Consider the following 19,395-nt stretch of genomic DNA (forward strand, 5'->3'; position numbering starts at 1 on the left):
GGTCCCCCCGAGTTGCCAGCGAAACGGGGGCAAAGCAAATAATAGTGATAATTCACCCACAGTGATGCGGAGTGCACGGTGCGCATACCCACCGGATCCATGGTCATGGCCTGCGTGCTGCTGTCGGTGGCGCTGCTCCTCACCGGGTGTGCGGGCGCCGCCGTCAAAGAGGCCCAACTGGGCGAGGAGGTGTTCCTGCAGCCCGCCGCCGAGCAGGGGCCGAACCCCTTCACCGCCTCCACGGCGAACGGCTCCGCCCGCACCGGCACGCCCCGGTCGGCCGGCACCGGTGGCACCGCGGACGTCAGCGCGCCGCCCGCCGGTCTCGCCGTCGCCCCCCTGGCGGCGGCCCGCGCCCTGTCCGGCGGCACCCCCGGCCTCTACAGCGGCAGCGTCCGCGTCGCCGGCTGCGATGTCGAGCGGCAGATCGACGGACTGACGGCGGACCCCGCCCGGGAGGACGCGTTCGCCCATGTGGCCGGTGTCTCCAGGACGGATCTGCCCGGATACCTGCGCGCCCTGACCCCGGTCCTGCTGCGCGCCGACACCCGCGTCACCAACCACGGCTACCGGGACGGGCAGAATGCCGGTTACCAGGCCGTGCTCCAGGCGGGCACCGCCGTGCTGGTCGACAACCGGGGCGTGCCCCGGGTGCGGTGCGCCTGCGGGAACCCGCTGCGGCCGCCCGAGGAGGCCCGCGGCGGCGTCGGCGCGCGCGGCACCGCCTGGCCGGGCTACCGGCCGAACCAGGTCATCGTGGTGACCCCGGCGACCCAGGCCGTGGACAGCCTCACGCTGCTGGACGCCGGAACGAACACCTGGATCGAACGCCGCGTCGGCCCCGACGTCAGCAACGACCACCTCGTGGCCCCGCCGGCCGTCTCCGAGACCGCGCCCCCGGATCCGGGGCTCACCGGCTTCCCGCACCCGTCCCGGCCGGACACCGGCTCGCCCAGCCCCCGGGAGAGCGGGCCGGACACGGCGGCGGGCGAGATCGGGGGAGCGGTGGCAGCCACCGGGCGGGTGACGGCGGGGCGCGGTGCGGGCCGTGGTGAGCGTGCGGACGATCGTCGTACCCGCGCGGACGGGATCGGCACGGGGACGCGGGAGCGGGGTGCGCGGGCCGTGCGGCAGGGGGTGACCGGTCGGGGGGAGAGCAGGCCGCCGACCGGGTCGCACAGCGCGGAGGCGAGACCGGACGCCGGGACGCACGGCGCCGACTCCGCCGGCGGACAGGGCACGCACGCGGCGGACGCGCGGGTGTCCCCGGCGCCCGACGCGCACGGGACCGCGGGCAGGACCGGGCACGGGACGGGCGCGGGTGACGCGTCCGGCGCCCCGGCCGCGCCCGGCCACGGCACACGGACCTCCGATGCGTCCGGCGCTCCGGTCGTGTCCGGCCGTGGTGCCCGGACTTCCGATGCGTCCGGCGCTCCGGTCGTGTCCGGCCACGGCACACAGACCTCCGACGTGCCCAGCCCCCCGGTCGCGACCGGCGACTCGCCCCGGGCCGTCGACACGTCCGCCACGCCGGCCGCCCCTGACCGGGGCCCCCGGACAGCCGAGGCGTCCGGCGACCCGGCCGCCGACGCCGGCCGCGCCACCCCGGCCGCCGACGCCCGCGGCGCTTCCGCCGCCCCCGAACGGAGCACGCCGGCCTCCACCGCCTCCCCCGAGGCACGCGCCGTACTTCCCTCGGTCCCGCCGGCCTCCTCAGGCCCCTCGGACCCGCCGGCCGCCCCGGAACCCACCCCCAGCGTGTCCTCCGCCGCCCCCACCCTCCGCGACCCCCTCGCCTATCCCCCCGACACCTCCCTCTACGACCCGCCCTCCTTCGGTGATGCCCTCACGCCCAAGGACTCCGACGAGATCGGTCCGGCCAACGTCACGGGGACACCCGCCATGCCCCCGCCCAGCGGCACCGACACGTCGGCGGCTCCCGGTGGTATGCCCGAACCCGGCGGCGGTACCGGGGGAGCCGCCCCCACCCCCGCCGGCCTGCTCGGCGGCTGACCGCGGGCCGGGTCGTGGCCCCGGGACCGGTCGAAGAATCCGGCGAATCCTGGCAAGGTGGGCCCATGGCTGATCGGGGAGCGAGTGCCCTGTCACTCCCGGAGGACTGGCCCGCCCATCCGGACCCGATCCTGGCGCTCAACCACATGGGCACCTTCGACTGGGACCTGGACAAGGGCCTGTTCCACATGGACGCCGAGGCGCACGCGGTCTTCGACCTGCTGCCCGAGGAGTTCGACGGACGCCCCGAATCCCTGGTCCCGCGCGTGCCGCGGAACGAGGCGGCCCGGCTCGACGCCCTGGTGGCCCAGGTCATCAAGGAGGGCGGCGACAACTACGGCGCCTACTTCCGCATCCGCTGCCGCGACGGAACGCCGCGCTGGACCCACACCCAGGGCTACATCCGCCGCGACGCCACCGGGCGGCCCCGCCGGGTCGTCGGCATCGTGCGGGACGCCACCGAGGAACTGGCCGACAGCACGTCCCGCGGCATGCGCGCGGCTCAGGAACTGGCCTTCCGCCAGCAGACCAACATCGTCCAGGTCGTCTCCGCGGCCCTCGCCCACGCCCGTACCGTGCAGGACGTCATCGACGTGCTCAAGGACACCCACGGCATCCGCCGCCTGGGCGCGGCGAGCTTCGTGATGGCCCTGGTGGAGGCCGGGCGGATCCGGCTCGTCGCGGAGGCTCCGGCCGGCAGCTTCGTGCCCGCCACCCAGGTGAACCGGATCGACGAGCCCTACCCCATGAGCGAGGTCGTGCGCACGCTGAGTCCCCGGTTCGTCGAGACACCGGAGGAGTTCGCCGAGGAGTATCCGCTCCTGTGGCCCCAGATCACCCATCTGCGCATCGCCTCCGCCGCCTATCTGCCGCTGATCGCCCAGGGCCGACCGATCGGCGCGATGGGCCTGCTCTACAGCGACCGGCGCGGCTTCTCCGACGAGGAGCGCGGCGTCCTCGTCGCGCTCGGCGGCAGCATCGCGCAGAGCCTTCAGCGGGCCATGTTCTACGAGCAGCAGAAGGACCTGGCCCAGGGCCTCCAGCAGGCCATGCTGCCGCGCACCATCCCGAGCGTGCCGGGCGCCGACATCGCCGTGCGCTACCGTTCGGCCGCGCTCGGCCGGGACATCGGCGGTGACTGGTACGACGTGATCCCGCTGCCCGGCGGCCGGGTCGGCGCGGTCATCGGTGACGTCCAGGGCCATGACACCCACGCGGCGGCCGTGATGGGACAGCTGCGGATCGTGCTGCGCGCCTACGCCGCCGAGGGGCACACCCCGGCCGCCGTGATGGCCCGCGCCTCGGTCTTCCTGCACGAACTCGACACCGACCGCTTCGCCACCTGCCTGTATGCCGAGGCCGACCTGTCCACGGGGGTGGTGCAGATGGTGCGCGCCGGGCACATCGACCCGCTGACGCGCGGGCCCGGCGGGTGCCGGCGGGTCCAGGTGGAGGGCGGACTGCCGCTCGGGCTCTCGGCGGAGTTCGGAGGGCTCGACTATCCCGTCTCCACCCTCGAACTCGACCCGGGCGAGACCCTGTTGCTGTGCACCGACGGGCTGGTCGAACAGCCGGGCGCGGACCTGGACGACGGCATGCGGCGGCTGGCGGAGCAGGTCTGCGACGGGCCCGAGGACGTGGACGATCTCGCCGACCGGCTGATCCGGATGGCCGAGGAGCGCGGCGGTGAGGACGACGTGGCCCTGCTCGTGCTGCGCCGCCGGGAGCCGGAGACCGCGCGGGCCCGCGGCAGGCTCCGGCAGCATGTGGCGCCCGGCGACCCGGAGGCACTCACCCAGGCCCGGCACATGATCAGATCGGCGGTGCGGTCGTGGGGCGCGGGTGAACGCGGGGACGAGATCGAGCTGGCCGCCGACGAGCTGATGACCAATGTCCTGGTGCACACCGAGGGCGCGGCGATCGTCACCCTGCGGTCCCTCGTCGGCGCCGGGCACCGGCTGCGGATCGAGGTGGAGGACTCCTCCAGCGCCCTGCCGCGGCGCCGGGACGCGGGGGAGGAGGGCGTGTCCGGGCGGGGGCTGCTGCTGGTGGACATGCTGGCCGACGACTGGGGCGTGGAGGCGCGGGGCGGCGGCAAGGTGGTGTGGTGCGAGTTCCGGCTGGACGAGGGCTGAGAGACGAGGGGGCTGAGAGACGAGGGCCGAGCGGGTGGGGGCCGACGGGGCGAGAACCCGGCGTGCGAGGGCCGACGGGGTGCGGGCCGGGCGGGTGAGCCGGGGGCGTCGTCGGTGACGGGTGGCACTCTGGACGTATGCCGGAACTGCCCGAGGTGGAAGCGCTGACGGATTTCCTCACCGAGCACCTGGTGGGCCTGCGGGTGGCGCGGGTGCTGCCGGTCGCCGTCAGCGTGCTGAAGACGTACGACCCTCCTGTCACCGCCCTCGAGGGCACCCGGGTGGCCGAGGTGCGCCGGCACGGCAAGTTCCTGGACCTCGCGGCGGACAACGGGCTGCATCTGGTGACGCATCTGGCGCGCGCCGGGTGGCTGCGCTGGCAGGACCGGCTGCCGGACGGACCGCCCAGGCCGGGCAAGGGCCCGCTGGCGCTGCGGGTGGCACTGGAGACCGGCGCGGGCTTCGACCTCACCGAGGCCGGCACGCAGAAACGCCTCGCGGTGTACGTGGTCCGCGATCCGGCGCAGGTACCGGGCATCGCCCGCCTCGGCCCCGACCCGCTCTCCGCCGACTTCGACGAGGCCCGCTTCGCGGCCCTCCTCAGGGGCGAGAGGCGTCAGCTCAAGGGCGCCCTGCGGGACCAGTCCCTGATCGCGGGCGTCGGCAACGCGTACAGCGACGAGATCCTGCACGCGGCGAGGATGTCCCCCTTCAAGCCTGCGGGCTCCCTCACCGCGGAGGAGGCCCACCACCTCTACGAGGCGCTGCGCACCACGCTGACCGAGGCGGTCGAGCGCTCCCGGGGCGTGGCCGCGGGACGCCTGAAGTCCGAGAAGAAGAGCGGTCTGCGCGTCCACGGCCGCACCGGCGAACCCTGCCCGGTCTGCGGCGACACCATCCGCGAGGTCTCCTTCAGCGACTCCTCCCTCCAGTACTGCCCCACCTGCCAGACGGGCGGCAGACCCTTCGCGGACCGAAGACTGTCCCGCCTGCTGAAGTGAGGGGCCGGGGAGCCGCCGTCCCGCGCGGTCCCCGCAGCGGCCGAGCGCGTCCCGCCTCAGAACAGGTGGATCGCCAAGTGGCCCAGTGGCAGACCCAGTTGCCATGCCGGAGTCCACACCTTCGGGCCGTCGTCCTCGTCGGCCGGAGTGCTGCCGCCCGGGACCGCGTCCAGGTCGGTGGCCAGGAGTTCGGTTTCCTCCAGCCAGCGCCAGGCGTCCTGGGCGAGGGCCAGGTCGGGGGAGGGGGTGCCGCCGGCGCGGGCGGTCAGGTCCGCCATGCGGGTGCGGACCCAGTCCTGCCACGGATGGTCGCAGGCGGTCAGCGACAGCCAGTTCTCCAGCTGGGAGACGACCCGGATGCCGGACAGCTCCCCGTCGGTGTCGGACAGGAAGACGGTAAGCGCCAGCGCGTCCCGGCCCGCCCGGAACTCGAATGACGTCGGCGGCATCAGATCGCCGGTGCGCAGCAGCTCGTCGGCGATGTACTCGGCGTACAACCACGCCATGGGTACGACCAGTTCACCACCACCACCGCCGACGCCGTCCGCGCCGTCGGTGCCGTCGGTGCCCTCGTGACCTTTGTGCGGCATTTCCGTCCTGCCCTTCCTCCGGTGCGTAAGGGTCGCCCGATCCCCGGGGACCCGCCCTCGCCCGGAACGCGGATGAGGACAGCCCATTGCCCCGAAGGGGCCCGCAGCAAGGCGCTTTGCCGAGGTTTGACCCGACCCCCGGTTTCGGCGCAGGTCGGCCGCGACCCGGAAGTTCCCGGCGCGGGGCGTGGAGCGCGGAGAACGCCCGGCACCTCACGGTACCGGGCGCGCGGCCGGGAGTGCGCGCCGCTCGCGCCACATCCGTCCCGCGGAAGCGCACGAGGGCAAGGGCGTCACGGCGCCGCGGCGTGAGAGTGTTCACAGCCGTCCGTGCGTCCGGTACCGCCGCGGGCCGCCCGACGGGCCCGTGCGGAGGGCACCGGATGGGTCAATGAGAGGACCCGGACCGTTTGGACGGAGAGTCGGCTTCATACCCATATGCCCGTCACGGCAAGGTCGGTAAATACGACAGCCGTACTGACGCACTGACGCAGATCCCGAGGGGTGAGCCGATGATCGGACGCAGACACCAGGTGGCCCTGGCCCTGACCGCCGTCCTCACGGCGGCGGCCGCCTGCTCCCAGCAGGTCCGCCAGGACCCCGGCCGGGGCGGCGCCGCCGGGCCGCCCGCGGGCCGCGGCTTCACCCTCGTCGCCACCGGCGACATCCTCACCCACCCCGCCGTCCTCGAACGCGCCTCCTCCGACGCCTCGGACGGCGGCTACGACTTCCGGCCCATGCTCTTCGGCGTCGAACCCCTCGTCCACGGTGCCGATCTGGCGCTGTGCCACCTGGAGGACGGCGCGGGCGGCACGGCCCCGCTGTCCCCGCCGCAGCTCGCCCAGGACCTCGCCATGACCGGTTACGACGGCTGCGCCACCGCCTCCGAACACGCCCTGGACCATGGCGTGGACGGCATCCGGGGGACCCTCGACACGCTGGACGCGGCGGGCCTGGCGCACGTCGGCACCGCCCGCAGCGAGGACGAGTCCCGGCGTCCGGCCCGCTACCGGGCCGGCTCCGCGCGGGTCGCGCAGTTGTCGTACACCTTCGACACCGCGCAGCCGCTGCCGGACGGGCAGCCCTGGGCACTCGCCCCGATCGTCGCCGACCGGATCGTCGCCGACGCCCGCGCCGCCCGCAAGGCCGGTGCCGACGTGGTCGTCCTCTCCCTGCACTGGGGCACCGGCGACGACGACGCCCCCACCGAGGACCAGATCGCCCTCGCCCGCGCACTGACCGCCGCCGCCGACGGCCGGCGCCCGGACATCGACCTGGTCCTCGGCAGTCACACCCATGTCCCGCAGCCGTACGAGAAGGTCAACGGCACCTGGGTGGTCTACGGTCTCGGCGACCAGATCTCCGACGAGCTGGACGACGGCAACGGCTCCCGGGACCCGCGCGGCAACGAGTCCACCCTCGCCCGCTTCACCTTCGCCCCGCCCGCGCGGGCCGGTGAACGCTGGCAGGTGACGCGGGCCGAGTTCGTGCCGCAGATGTACGACCTCGACGCCGGGCGCGTGGTCGACGTGGGCCGGGCCGTCGCCGGCGGGGCCGACCTCGCCGGGGTCCGCGACCGGATCCGGGACGTGGTGCTCAGCCGGGGCGCCGCCAAGGACGGCCTGGTCATGGGGGAGTGATCAGTCGGCGGACCGCCCGGCCAGCGCCGAACGCCGGTAGGAGTAGGCGAAGTAGACCAGACAGCCGATCGCGAACCAGACCGCGAACCGCACCCAGGTCTGCCACTGGAGGAACGTGATCAGCCAGATCGAGAAGACGACACCCAGCGCGGGCACGAACGGCACCCACGGCGTACGGAAGGCGCGCGGCAGGTCCGGGCGCCGCCGGCGCAGCACGATCACCGCCACGCAGACCACCACGAACGCCAGCAGGATGCCGATGTTGGTCAGCTCGGCCGCCTCCCCGATCGGCAGGAACCCGGCGATCAGCGCGGAGGCTCCCCCGACGATCCAGGTCACCCGGGTCGGCACGTGCCGCGTCGGGTGCGTCCTGGCGAACCAGCGGGGCAGCAGACCGTCCCGGGACATCGAGAACCAGACCCGCGTCACGCCCAGCATGAACGTGAACATGACCGTGAGGATTCCGATGATGGCGCCCACCGCGATCACGTCCGCGAGGGCGTTGAGCCCCACCGACTTGAACGCCGTGCTGAATCCGCTCTCCTTGTCGATGTACCGGTAGTTCTGCATGCCGGTCAGCACCAGACAGGCCGCCACGTACAGCACCATGGCGATCGCCAGCGAATAGATGATCGCCCTCGGCATGTGCCGCTGCGCGTCCTTGGACTCCTCGGCGGCGGTCGACATCGCGTCGTAGCCGAACACCGCGAAGAACACCGTCGCCGCACCCGTGAAGGCGCCGCTGATCCCGTAGGGGAAGAACGGGTGGTAGTTCGCGCTGTCGATGTGGAACATGCCCACCCCGATGACCAGCAGCACCACCAGCACCTTCACCGTGACCACGATCGTCTCGAAGCGGGCCGCGCTGCGGATGCCGAGGGTGAGCAGCCAGGCGATCAGCAGGCAGAGCAGCACCGCGAACAGGTCCACCCGGTGCCCGGCACCGGTGCCGGGCGCGCCCAGCATCCAGGGCGGCAGCTTCGCGCCCATCTGCTCGACCAGGAAGCCGAAGTACCCGGAGATGCCGATCGCGACCACCGCCACGATCGCCGTGTACTCCAGGAGCAGGTCCCAGCCGATGAACCAGCCCGCGAACTCGCCGAGCACCGCGTAGCCGTAGGTGTACGCCGACCCGGCCTTCGGGATGAGCCCCGCGAACTCGGCGTACGACAGCGCCGCGCACGCGCTCGCCGCGCCGGCGATCAGGAAGGACACCAGCACCGCGGGCCCGGCCGTGCCGTTCGCGACCGTACCGGCGAGGGTGAAGATGCCCGCGCCGATGATGCCGCCGACGCCGATCGCGGTGAGCTGCCACAGTCCGAGCGACCGCTCCAGGCTGGGCCCCTGGCCGACCTCCGTGTCCTCGATGTGTTCGATCGGTTTGCGGCGGAGAATGCCCTCACCCGCGCGGAGTCTTGCCATACGCCTCACCTCTTCGCCGACGGCAAACGGCTGACGGCGGATCATGATGGCTCAGGGGCGCCGCGCAGGGAAGGCGCCACGCACGGCCCAGGCGGGGGTCCACGCACGCGAGGACGGGCGGGCGAGGGGCCGCTCGGCGAGATGGGCGCGCAGCGCGGCGAGCCCCGGATGCGAGTTCGCCGCGTCCCACACCAGGGAGTGCGGATAGACCGGCGTCGGGTCGACGAGCGGGATCCGCCGCAGATCGTGCCCCTGGGGCCAGACCAGCCGGATGCCCTCGGCGACCAGGGTGGCCAGCGAGGCGGAGTCCGCGACGGTGTCGAGCAGCGCCTCCGAACCGAAGTCGGGGCCCACCGAGTCGATGGTCAGCCCGAACTCTGCCGCCAGCGCCGCGTAGTAGGCGGCCCACTCGGTGCCGGGCACCAGGCCCGGCATCCAGATCCGGTGCCCGACCAGCCGCGCCGGGGTCACCGAGCGGGCCCCGGCGAGCGGGTGCCGCGGGCCGGTCAGCAGCTGTACCGGCTCGTCGAACACCCGGGCCGCCCGCAGCCCCTCCGGCAGCCGGGTGCCGACCGCGCGGAAGGTCGCGTCGATGGTGCCCGCGCGCACGGCGGCGACGGCCGTGTCCGCGTCGAACAGGGTCACCACGTCCAGGGCGGTCTCCGGGTGCGCCCGGTGGAAGTCGCGCAGCAGCCCCGCCGGACCGAGCCGGGCCCCGACCACGTCGACGCGCAGCGCCCGCCGCCCCGGCCGCACCGAGGCCGCGGCGCGCTCCTCGGCCAGCAGCAGTTCGCGGGCGTGCGGCAGGAACGCCTGACCGTCGATGGTCGGCCGCGCCCCGCGCGCGGTCCGTGTGAACAGCCGTACCCCCAGCTCCTTCTCCAGCGCCGCGATCCGCTTGGAGACGGCCTGCTGGGTGATGCCGAGGACGGCCGAAGCCTCCTGGAACTGACCGGTGTCCGCCACGGCGACGAAGGTGCGTACGGCCCTGAGATCCACGCCGTCATCGTAGCCACCGCCCCTCGCTGTACAACCATCGGTTGTGGCCGGCGTCGCCCCGGTTGTTTGATACGCACCCCACCTGGTGGTTTTCATGTCCCGGGTCAACGGGAGGTTGTGGATGAAGCTGGGTCGGCGGTTCGGGTGGCTGTGGGCCGCGTACACGGTCAGTACCCTCGGTACCTGGCTCGCCTTCGACGCGCTGGCGCTGATCGCGGTGCTGGTGCTGCACGCGGGCGCCGCCCAGGTCTCGCTGCTCGCCTCGGTCGGGGTGGCCGTCGGCGCGGTGGCCGCCGTACCGCTCGGGCCCTGGATCGAGTTCCGCCGCAAGCGACCGGTGATGATCACCGCGGACCTCGTGCGCGGGGCCGCGCTGCTCACCCTGCCCGCCGCCTACGCGTTCGGTGCGCTCGGCTTCGGTCAGCTCCTCGTGGTCTCCGTCGTCGTCGCGGCCGCCGACATCACCTTCACCGCCGCCTCCGGCGCCCACCTCAAGGCACTCGTGCCGCCCGCCGGACTGCTGACGGCCGCCGGCAGGTTCGAGTCCACGACCTGGACCGCGAGCGTGCTCGGACCCCCGCTCGGCGGCGCCCTCGTCGGCCTGCTCGGGCCGGTGACCACGGTGGCCGCGGACGCCGTCAGCTATCTGCTCTCCGCGCTCGGCATCCGCGCCATCGGCCGCGAGGAGACCGTCCCCGAGCGCACCACCGCGCCCCGCGCAGGAGAACTGCTCGACGGCTGGCGGCACCTGCTCACCAGCCGTGCCCTGCGCCCGCTGTTCCTCAACGTGCTGCTGAACAACGCGCTGATCATGGCCGGCTCCCCGGTCCTCGCGGTCCTCATGCTCGGCCACCTGGGCTTCACCCCCTGGCAGTACGGCCTCGCCTTCGCCGTGCCCTGCCTCGGCGGACTGCTCGGCTCCCGGCTGGCCCGCCCGCTGGCCACCCGGTACGGCAGGCGCCGGGTGCTGCGCGTCTCGGGCGTCCTGCGCGCCTGCTGGCCGGTCGGCCTCGCCTTCGTCGGGCCCGGCCCGAGCGGACTGCTGGTGGTGATGGTCGTGGAAGCCGGACTGATCACCTGCTGCGGCGTCTTCAACCCGCTCGTCGTCACCGAGCGCCTGGAGCTGACCCCGAACGACCGGGTGGCCCGTGTCCTGGCCGCCTGGTCGGTCACCGGCAAGGCGGCCACCGCCGCCCTCACCGCGCTGTGGGGGCTGATCGCCGCCCTGGCCGGCGCGCGCACCGCGCTCGGCCTCGCCGGGGTGCTGATGCTCGGCACGCCGCTGCTGCTGTGGCCGCGCCCCGCCACTACGGAACGACCGTCACCGGCCACCGTCCCGCCTTCACCAGCCGCACCGCCACCGACCCGATGATCCGGTGCCCGGCCTGCTCCGAGGCGCCCACCACCACCGCGTCCGCCTTCAGGTCCTCGGCGGCCGTCACCAGTCCGGCGTAGGGGTCGCCGCGGAAGGTGTGGAACTGCCAGCGCACCTCGAATATCCCGCGGACCCGCTCGGCCGCCTGGCGGATCTGCGTCACCAGATCCTCGGCGATCTCGTCGGTCGTCTCCAGCACCGGCGCCCCGAGCGCCGCCCCGGCCGCCAGCACCGGCTGCACGTACACCACCGCGAGCAGCGCGTGCTGTCGCCGGGCCAGACCGCTCGCGTACGCCGCGGCGCGCATCGAGGACTCGGAGCCGTCCACCCCGACGAGGATCACCTTCGGCCCGTCCGTGCCCCGCTCGAACCGCTGCGCATGCTCTTCGTGCTGCTCCGTCACGCTCCGAGGCTATCGGAACCGCTGCTTCCCGTGGACCGCCAGGTGCGCGGAGACCATGTCTCGACGCGCGCGTCCCCCGCCCCCCTACCTAGAGTCGGAACCATGACCGCCACCGCGGAGCCCGCCGCTCGCAGGGACGGTACGGGGGAGGATCCCCCGGCCGGTGGCGGGCTGCTCGGTTGGGTGCCCGAGGCGTTCGGGGGCCTGTTCGCCGGGCTGGGGCTGCTGTGCGCGGCGATCGCGCTGGTGGAGCCCCTGCGCCGGGTGCTGCGTCCGCTCGCCCGGGGCATCGATCTGCTGCTGGTCCCCATCAGCGCCAATCTCGCCTACGCGGTGTTCCTGTTCCTGCTGGCCGGGGCCACCGCCGCCCGCAAGAAGGTCGCCTGGTGGCTGGTCGTCGTCTACCTGGGCCTGCTCGTCCTCTCCGACGCGCTCGGCCTCGCCCTCGGCCTGTACGCACAGTCGCTGCCCTCCCTGATCCTGTGCGGCCTGCTGCTGGTCCTGCTGCTCGTCGCCCGGGGCGAGTTCTACGCCGCCTCCCGCCGCGGCGCGGTGTGGCGCGCCCTCGCCGTGCTGCTCGGCGGGCTCGCCGCGGCGATCCTGCTCGGCTGGGGCCTGGTCCTGCTGTTCCCGGGCACCCTCCCGGCCGACGAGCACCTGGCCTGGGCCGCCGACCGGGTCTGCGGCGGCCTCGTCTCCAGCAGCTCCTTCTCCGGCCTCTCGCCCCGCGAGGTCACCTTCGTGCTCGGCCTGCTCGGCGCCCTGGCCCTGCTCAACGCGGCCGCCACGCTGTTCCGTTCACAGCGCCTGGAGGCCGCCCTGCACGGCGACGAGGAGGCCCGCGTCCGCGCCCTGCTCAAGGCGTACGGCGACCGCGACTCCCTCGGCTACTTCGCCACCCGCCGCGACAAGGCGGTCGTCTTCTCGCCCAGCGGCAAGGCCGCCGTCACCTACCGCGTCGAGGTCGGGGTGTGCCTGGCCAGCGGCGATCCCGTCGGCGACCCGGAAGCCTGGCCGCACGCCATCGCCGCGTGGCTCGACCTGGCCCGCCGCTACGCCTGGGTGCCCGCCGTGATGGGCGCCTCCGAGGACGGCGCCCGCGCCTACGCCCGCGCCGGACTGGGCGCCCTGCAGCTCGGCGACGAGGCGATCCTGCACGTCGCCGGGTTCGATCTGGAGGGCCGGGACATGCGGGTCACCCGGCAGGCCGTGCACCGCGTCCGCCGCACCGGCGCCACCTGCCGCATCCGCCGCCACGCCGCGCTCGGCGAACAGGAGATGGAGGAGATCGTCGACAGGGCCGACGCCTGGCGCGACACCGAGACCGAGCGCGGCTTCTCCATGGCCCTGGACCGGCTCGGCGACCCCGCCGACGGCGAGTGCCTGCTCGTGGAGGCCTGTACCGAGGACCGCCGGCTGCTCGCGCTGCTCTCCTTCGTGCCCTGGGGCACCGACGGCGTGTCCCTGGACCTGATGCGCCGCGACCGGGCCGCACCCAACGGCGTGATGGAGTTCATGGTCACCGAACTGTGCGCGGCCGCGCCGAAGTTGGGCATCCGAAGGATCTCCCTGAACTTCGCCGTGTTCCGCTCGGTCTTCGAGGAGGGCGCCCGGATCGGCGCCGGGCCCGTCCTGCGGCTCTGGCGCCGGCTGCTGCTGTTCCTCTCCCGCTGGTGGCAGCTGGAGGCCCTGTACCGCTCCAACGCCAAGTACCACCCCGAGTGGTACCCGCGCTTCATCTGCTACGGCGAGACCGCCTCCCTCGCGCGCATCGGCCTGGCCTCGGGGATCGCCGAGGGCTTCGTCCCCGTACCCTCCCTGCGCACCCTGTGGGGGAAGGGACACCGGGAGGCCGTCCGGCGGTCCGCGCCCCCGGCCACACCGCTCGCGACCGCGCCCTCCCCCGACCGGGGCGGCACGCCCGCCGCCCCGGACGCGGGACTGCCCGACCAGGTCCGCGTCCGCCACCGCAAGCTCGACCGGCTGCGCGCCGGCGGCACGGACCCCTACCCCGTCGGGGTCCGCCCCCCGACCCACGCCCTCGCCGGCGTCCCGCCCGGCGAGGAGGTCACCGTCGCCGGGCGGATCATGCTGGTCCGCGACCTCGGCGGCATCGTCTTCGCCGTGCTGCGCGACTGGTCCGGCGACCACCAGATCGCCCTCACCCGCGACCGCTGCGGCCCCGCCCTCGGCCGCTTCACCGCCGACGCCGACATCGGCGACCACATCACCGTCAACGGCGTGAGCGGCCTCAGCGACCGCGGCGAGCCCACCGTCTTCGCCACCGCCTGGCAGCTCACCGGCAAGTGCCTGCGTCCGCTGCCCGACAAGCGCCGGGGCCTGACCGACCCCGAGGCCAGGGTCCGCCTGCGCCACCTCGACCTGGTCACCCGGCCCGCGGCCCGCACCGTGCTGCGGGCCCGCTCGGCCGCCGTGGGAGCCCTGCGCCGAGGACTCCTCGGCCGCGGCTACGTCGAGGTCGAGACCCCGGTGCTCCAGCAGATCCACGGCGGCGCCAACGCCCGCCCCTTCACCACCCACAGCAACGCCTACGACCTCGACCTGTATCTGCGCATCGCCCCCGAGCTGTACCTCAAACGCCTGTGCGTCGGCGGGCTGGAGAAGGTCTTCGAACTCGGCCGCACCTTCCGCAACGAGGGCGTGTCACCCAAGCACAACCCCGAGTTCACCATGCTGGAGGCGTACCAGGCGTACGCCGACTACGACGTGATGCTCGACCTCGCCCGCGAGCTGATCCAGGGCGCCGCCACCGCCGCCCACGGCGCCCCGGTGGCCCGCAGGGGCACCGAGGAGTACGACATCTCCGGGCACTGGCCGGTGAAGACGGTGTACGGCGCCCTGTCCGAGGCCCTGGGCGAGGAGATCGGCCCCGGCACCGAACTGCTGCGCCTGCACCGGCTGTGCGACCGCGCATCGGTCCCGTACACGGCGGACGACCAACCCGCCGACGTCGTCCTGGAGATGTACGAGCGGCTGGTGGAGGAGCGCACCCAACTGCCGACCTTCTACAAGGACTTCCCGACCGCAGTCTCCCCGCTGACCCGGCAGCACCGCACCGACCCCCGGCTCGCCGAACGCTGGGACCTCGTCGCCTTCGGTATGGAACTCGGCACCGCCTACTCCGAGCTGACCGACCCCGTCGAGCAACGTCGCAGACTCACCGAGCAGTCGCTGCGGGCGGCCGGCGGGGATCCGGAGGCCATGGAACTGGACGAGGACTTCCTCCAGGCCCTGGAGTACGCGATGCCGCCGACCGGCGGCCTCGGTCTCGGCGTCGACCGGCTCGTCATGTTCCTCACCGGCCTCACGATCCGGGAGACCCTGCCGTTCCCGCTGGTGCGCCGTCGCTGAGCCCCGGCTCGGGTTCCGGCCCGGGGGTCCGGGCGATCCTGGCCGGGGTCGGCGGTGCGACCACCGGCGCGGCCGGCGCCAGCGCCGCACGGAGCTGGAAGCGGTCGTGCGCGCCGTGGGCCACGAACGACCGGCACGACCGCACGCCGGTCACCCCGGGTGCCGCCTCCCGCCGCACGGCCGCCACATGTGTCGAAGGTCATTAGAACCTGGGCAACGGCCGGCAGTACCACCGCCGGTCCGCCGCGTCGCGTCCGGCCCGTTCCGCCCGACGACGCCAACTCGGCTCGCCCCCCTGTTCGTTGTCATGTGAATGCCCGTCCGGTCCGAGGGCCGGGAGAGCCGCCGGTACGGTTCCACGGGGGTGTCCCAATGGTCCGACCGGGTGGAATACCGCCCGCACGCCGCGCCGTTGCGGTGCGGCGACCCCTTGTGGGGCGACTGATGAGTCATGCAGAAGGATCAGTTGTTCACACGTCGTCGCATGCTCCTCGCCGGTGCCGCCGTCCTGGGCGCGGCGGGCACCGCGGGACTCGTCGTGGCGGGGGGCGAGGAGGAGGCCGTACGGACCGCCGCCCCCGCGCCCGTCCCCGGCCCCCAGGCCCGCCAGGCTCCCTTGAGGTCCTCCGCGTTCCGGCTCCGGCCGCTCACCGGAGGCGCCCCGGCGCGCCCGGCGCCGCGCAGGCTGAAGGTACGCACGGAGCCCATTTTCCGGATCCCCGAACACGGCCGGCAGATGATGCTGACCTTCGACGACGGACCCAACCCCGATTACACGCCGCACATCCTGGACACCCTCGCCAAGCACGACGTACGGGCGATGTTCTTCCTGTGCGGGGAGTGCGTCGAGGTCAACCAGCACCTGGTGGCCCGGATGGCCGAGGAGGGCCATGTCGTCGGCAACCACACCTGGACGCACCCCCTGCTGACCACCCTGGACCGCTCGGAGATCAAGTCCGAGATGGAACGCACCAGCCACATCATCGAGAAGACCTACGGCGAACTCCCGCAGTGGTTCCGCGCCCCCTACGGGGCCTGGAACAGGGCCGCCTTCCAGCTCGGGGCCGAGATGGGGATGGAGCCGATGGCCTGGACGATCGACACCACCGACTGGGACACGCCCGGCACCGACGTCATCATCGACCGGGTGGAGAGCGGCGCCGCGCCGGGCGTGGTGATCCTCTCGCACGACGCCGGGGGCGACCGTTCGCAGACCGTGGAGGCCATCCAGGAGTGGCTGCCCTATCTGCTCGACAGCGGATACCACCTCACGGTGCCGAACCGGCGCCTGTGACCTTCGTCCGACTGCCCGCCGGGCCGCGGTGGTTCAGGTGACCGCGACCAGGCGGGCGAAGACGACGACATTGCCGTCGTAGCCGTTTTGTTTGGAGAATCCACCGCCGCAGGTGATGACGCGCAGCTCCGGGGTGCCCTTCGAGCCGTACACCCGGTCGCCGGGGAAGCCGGCCTTGGAGAAGACCTCGACGCCGTAGATCTCGAACACCGCCGTCCTGCCGTCCTTGCGCAAAACCTCGACGCGGTTCCCCTTCTTCAGGGCCCCGAGTCCGTAGAACACGGCGGGACCCTTCTGGTTGTCGACATGGCCGACGATGACCGAGGTGCCCTTCTCGCCGGGGGAGACCGCGCCGGTGAACCAGCCCGCCAGATCCGGGTCCTCGGGCGGCGGCGCGCTCACCGCGCCGGTCGGGTCCAGGCTCACGGGCGTGACCGGCGCGTCCACATGGATCGCCGGGATCCGCACCCGGTCCGCCGCGGAGAACGCCAGCGGTACGGGGCCGGTGGGCAGTGGGCTTTGCGGGGCGCGGGTGTCCGGGGCCGCCGCCGAGGCGGGCTGCGGCGGGCCCACGTCGAACTCGCCCGAGCCGTTGCGGATGAGTGCCAGTCCGGAGAGCAGCAGCAGTGCCATCACACCCCACGGGGCGCGCCGCCGGCGCCGTTCGGCGTCGTCCTCGTCGTCCTCGGCGGGCCGGGCCGGCTGGTACAGCCGGGGCGCGGACACGCGCCATCCCGTCTCGAACCGTCGCTCGTCCCCTGCGTTGCGCATGGGGAAAAGCTAAGTCCCGCACGGACGCCCGGCGACAGGCCGAGTGGCGAACGGGTGGCCCATCACCCTCGTGGTGCGCCATCCGAGTTGCCGTTCCCAGGAATTTTCTGACGGTCCGTGACCTGCGGCTATATCCGATTGTCGGGTTGTCGTGCGGTGTGTCGGATCACCAGGACGGACCATTCTCGACATGCGGGCGTGTTCCCCGCGCCCGAGGGTCTTTGCTGGGAGGTGCTTTCTCGCCGATCGACCGGGGACGGGCCCCGGGGTGCCTTCCGCGGAGGATCACATGCGAAACCAACGCGCCCTGGCGGCCGCGTGCACCGCGGTGGCCGTGCTCGGGCTCGCCGCCCCCGTGGCCGTCGCGGACGGCATGGGCAACGGGGCCGGCACCACGGGAGGCACGGGCACCGGCTCGGGGACCATCGTCGGTCCCGGCACCGGTGTCGGCAACTTCGGGAACGGCACTGCCGTGATCGGTGGTGGGGGCGGCAATCTCGGTGGCGGGGGTGGGGGAGGCGGGAATCCCGGGAACGGCAACGGGATCGGGAACGGAGGCGGGAACTTCGGCAACGGCAACGGGAATTTCAACGGGAACGGCGGCTTCAACGGGAACGGCCGCTTCGAGGGCCATTTCAACGGCACCATCAGCGGCAACGGCCGCATCAGCAGCAACGGCCGGGGCGACGACTTCGGCCGGGGCGACAACTCGGGCCGGGGCGACGACTTCGGTCCCGGCGGCAACGGCCTCGGCGGTGACTTCGGCGACGGGCACGGCGGCGACGGGCACGGCGGCGAGGGACTGCGCAACATCGTCGTCTCGCCGAGCGCGGTCGCGGCCGGGGGCCGGCTGAGGGTCACCGTGCAGGGCTGCCGGCGCGGCGGCGAGATGGCCTCCCGCGCGTTCCGCACCGCCCCGCTGACCCCGTTCCGGGACGACATCGCGCGCGGCGTGGTCTACGTCAACCGCAACGCCCGCGCGGGCCGGTACGACATCTCCGTGCGCTGCGACGGCCGCACCATCACCCGGCGCAGGGCCTTCACGGTGATCGGCGGGGTCAACGGCGGGCTCGGCGGCAGCAGGACCAGCGGCGCCACGGCCACCGACATGGCCATCGGCGGCGGACTGGTCGGCGTGGCCCTGGTCGGCGCCGGGGCCTACTGGCTGCGCCGCAGGGGCGAACGGCGGGCCTGAGGCAACCCGTGGGGGAAGACCCCCGCGGGCGACCCCCGAGGGGTGATCCCGGAAGGGCGATCCCCGAGGGGCGACCCCTGAGGGGATGTCCCCTCAGGGCGATCCCGGAGAACGCCCGGACCGGCGGCCACTGTGCGCGGGCCGCCGGTCCGGGACCGCGGACACCGGGCCGTCCGCTCCGCTCAGCTCGTGATGCCCGGGAACAGATTGAGGAACGGTTCGGCGGACACGGCGATGCCCCGGCTGTAGGGGGCGTCCAGGTCCCAGATCAGGAACAGCATGAAGGCGATGGTCGCGGAGAACAGCCCGGCCAGGACCAACTCCCTTCTGGTGCGCCGGATCTGGAGCGCGAACACCATGCCGACCGTGACCACCGCCCCGGTGAGCAGCCCCCACCACACCACCGAGGGCATGGTGGCGCCCGTCGAGTCGCCCCGCGCGTTGCGGGCCTGGTCGGCGGCGGCCATCTGATCCAGCAGCGGCTGGTACGCCTGTGCCTCGAAGTCGTTCTTCGGCCGGTAGTCGGTGACGTCCTGCCGGACCTTCTGGAGCAGCGCGGTCCCGTGTGCGGTGATGCGCTCCTGGTGGGCCATGGTGGGCCACTCGGAGCGCACGACATAGCTGACATACGAGTTGACATCGGCCCGGATGAGGTCCCGGGTCTCGGGCGGGTACACCCGCACCCGCTCCGAGATCTCGTGCAGCGCCTGCGCCTCGGACTGCACATAGCTCTGGGCGGAGTCGCGCGCCTCCCACACGCCCGCGATGGCCAGACCCAGGACGATCGCGTACACGACGCCGATCCACATCGTCATGTACTCGATGACGTCCGGGGTCTCACTGGGGTCCTCGTCCTCGGGTGCCCGCCGGTGCCGTACGAAGGTCACGAGGACCACCACGAGACAGGCCCCCAGCATCCCGAGGACGAGAACAAGCCAATCCGACAACGGATACCTCCAGAAATGAGCTGCCCGACGGGTCAACGCGGGCGCAGGGCCACGACGGCGACGATCGCGGGTACGGCGATGAGCAGGACGTAGGTGACGGGCGCGGTGTGGCCCGGTGCGGGCCGGCCGGCCGGATGCGGCTTGTAGGCCGGGAAGCTCACCGGCGTCACCGAAGGCCGCGGTGTGGGCCTCGGCCTCGGCTTCGGAGCCGGTGCGGCCCTCGGCGCGGGCGGGGGGG

General features: G+C 73.4%; 15 protein-coding genes. 8 read left to right on the forward strand and 7 right to left on the reverse strand.

Features of this window, described 5'->3' with window-relative positions:
• Positions 1–78: 78 nt before the first annotated feature.
• From VT52_RS02145 to VT52_RS02155, 3 genes are all read left to right on the forward strand, one after another.
• Positions 79–2,013 (forward strand): DUF6777 domain-containing protein, encoded by a 1,935-nt coding sequence (locus VT52_RS02145; RefSeq protein WP_143070825.1) that lies wholly within the window; start codon positions 79–81, stop codon positions 2,011–2,013.
• A gap of 65 nt (positions 2,014–2,078) precedes the next feature.
• On the forward strand, positions 2,079–4,148 hold the full coding sequence (locus tag VT52_RS02150) for a SpoIIE family protein phosphatase (protein ID WP_046427744.1): 2,070 nt from the start codon (positions 2,079–2,081) through the stop codon (positions 4,146–4,148).
• Between the two features lie 137 nt (positions 4,149–4,285).
• A complete protein-coding gene (locus tag VT52_RS02155; protein WP_046427745.1) occupies positions 4,286–5,149 on the forward strand; it encodes an Fpg/Nei family DNA glycosylase in 864 nt (287 codons plus the stop codon).
• A gap of 56 nt (positions 5,150–5,205) precedes the next feature.
• Here VT52_RS02155 and VT52_RS02160 read toward each other — a convergent pair whose 3' ends face one another.
• Positions 5,206–5,739, reverse strand: a complete 534-nt coding sequence (locus VT52_RS02160) for a hypothetical protein (RefSeq protein WP_046427747.1) — start codon at positions 5,737–5,739, stop codon at positions 5,206–5,208.
• Between the two features lie 512 nt (positions 5,740–6,251).
• On the opposite strand from VT52_RS02160, the gene VT52_RS02165 reads away from it, so the two are divergent.
• On the forward strand, positions 6,252–7,379 hold the full coding sequence (locus VT52_RS02165) for a CapA family protein (RefSeq protein ID WP_046427752.1): 1,128 nt from the start codon (positions 6,252–6,254) through the stop codon (positions 7,377–7,379).
• Here VT52_RS02165 and VT52_RS02170 read toward each other — a convergent pair whose 3' ends face one another.
• Both VT52_RS02170 and VT52_RS02175 read right to left on the reverse strand, forming a co-directional pair.
• Positions 7,380–8,801, reverse strand: a complete 1,422-nt coding sequence (locus tag VT52_RS02170) for an amino acid permease (protein ID WP_046427755.1) — start codon at positions 8,799–8,801, stop codon at positions 7,380–7,382.
• A gap of 51 nt (positions 8,802–8,852) precedes the next feature.
• A complete protein-coding gene (locus tag VT52_RS02175; protein ID WP_046427758.1) occupies positions 8,853–9,800 on the reverse strand; it encodes a LysR family transcriptional regulator in 948 nt (315 codons plus the stop codon).
• Between the two features lie 121 nt (positions 9,801–9,921).
• Between VT52_RS02175 and VT52_RS02180 the strand changes: the two genes are divergently transcribed.
• A complete protein-coding gene (locus VT52_RS02180; protein WP_079174788.1) occupies positions 9,922–11,172 on the forward strand; it encodes an MFS transporter in 1,251 nt (416 codons plus the stop codon).
• Here VT52_RS02180 and VT52_RS02185 read toward each other — a convergent pair.
• Positions 11,108–11,578 (reverse strand): universal stress protein, encoded by a 471-nt coding sequence (locus tag VT52_RS02185; RefSeq protein ID WP_046427764.1) that lies wholly within the window; start codon positions 11,576–11,578, stop codon positions 11,108–11,110. The two genes, VT52_RS02180 and VT52_RS02185, sit on opposite strands and share 65 nt — an antisense overlap.
• A gap of 102 nt (positions 11,579–11,680) precedes the next feature.
• On the opposite strand from VT52_RS02185, the gene lysX reads away from it, so the two are divergent.
• Both lysX and VT52_RS02195 read left to right on the forward strand, forming a co-directional pair.
• Complete coding sequence (lysX, locus tag VT52_RS02190; RefSeq protein WP_046427767.1) at positions 11,681–14,950, forward strand: bifunctional lysylphosphatidylglycerol synthetase/lysine--tRNA ligase LysX; 3,270 nt, start codon at positions 11,681–11,683, stop codon at positions 14,948–14,950.
• Between the two features lie 451 nt (positions 14,951–15,401).
• The gene (locus VT52_RS02195) at positions 15,402–16,244 is read left to right on the forward strand and encodes a polysaccharide deacetylase family protein (RefSeq protein WP_046427770.1); all 843 of its coding nucleotides are present in this window, start codon (positions 15,402–15,404) and stop codon (positions 16,242–16,244) included.
• A gap of 33 nt (positions 16,245–16,277) precedes the next feature.
• Here the strand turns inward: VT52_RS02195 and VT52_RS02200 are convergent, their stop codons facing one another.
• Positions 16,278–17,015, reverse strand: a complete 738-nt coding sequence (locus VT52_RS02200; protein WP_079174789.1) for a class F sortase — start codon at positions 17,013–17,015, stop codon at positions 16,278–16,280.
• Positions 17,016–17,304: 289 nt separating this feature from the next.
• Between VT52_RS02200 and VT52_RS02205 the strand changes: the two genes are divergently transcribed.
• Positions 17,305–18,210, forward strand: coding sequence for a hypothetical protein (locus tag VT52_RS02205; protein ID WP_071387347.1), 906 nt, complete (start codon positions 17,305–17,307; stop codon positions 18,208–18,210).
• A gap of 182 nt (positions 18,211–18,392) precedes the next feature.
• On the opposite strand, the gene VT52_RS02210 is transcribed toward VT52_RS02205, so the two are convergent.
• Both VT52_RS02210 and VT52_RS39350 read right to left on the reverse strand, forming a co-directional pair.
• Positions 18,393–19,157: a bestrophin-like domain gene (locus tag VT52_RS02210; RefSeq protein WP_079174790.1), complete on the reverse strand. Its 765-nt coding sequence runs from the start codon at positions 19,155–19,157 to the stop codon at positions 18,393–18,395.
• 32 nt (positions 19,158–19,189) lie between these two features.
• Positions 19,190–19,318: a hypothetical protein gene (locus VT52_RS39350; RefSeq protein ID WP_276207936.1), complete on the reverse strand. Its 129-nt coding sequence runs from the start codon at positions 19,316–19,318 to the stop codon at positions 19,190–19,192.
• Between the last annotated feature and the right edge of the window lie 77 nt (positions 19,319–19,395).

The organism is Streptomyces malaysiense (genome assembly GCF_000980885.2).
Classification (GTDB): Bacteria; Actinomycetota; Actinomycetes; order Streptomycetales; family Streptomycetaceae; genus Streptomyces; species Streptomyces malaysiense.